This is a genomic window from Lacihabitans sp. LS3-19 (assembly GCF_024343575.1).
GTDB lineage: Bacteria > Bacteroidota > Bacteroidia > Cytophagales > Spirosomataceae > Leadbetterella.
Map to the genome: position 1 here is coordinate 1 of NZ_RJUA01000060.1, position 397 is coordinate 397.

1 pseudogene is annotated in these 397 nt (G+C 43.6%); it reads right to left on the bottom strand.

The features are described from left to right. Positions 1-397: pseudogene (locus EGI22_RS15260) on the bottom strand (hypothetical protein); the annotation flags it as partial.

The following is a 397-nucleotide window of genomic DNA, read 5'->3' on the forward strand; positions in this document are numbered from 1 at the left end:
CAGCTCCGACTTCTTTCGAAGTGCCTACTCCACCACCAGACCAAGTGATTGTACCTCCTGTACATCCTGTGGCAGTCAAAGTAGCTTTATTTGTACCACAAACTTCTGTTTTATTCGAAGTAATTACTGGTGCCGTTGGTGCTGTACCTCCAGTTATAGTAACTGAATTAGAATTACCTGATGTTCCACAACTTGTTGTACATGTAGCAGTGTAAGTTCCAGCTCCGACTTCTTTCGAAGTGCCTACTCCACCACCTGACCAAGTGATTGTTCCACCTGTACAACCTGTTGCTGTCAATGTTGCTTTTTCTGTTCCACAAACTTCCGTCTTATTAGATGCTATTACTGGTGCGGTTGGTACTGCTCCTGTATTGATAGTTATCGTATTTGACACTGG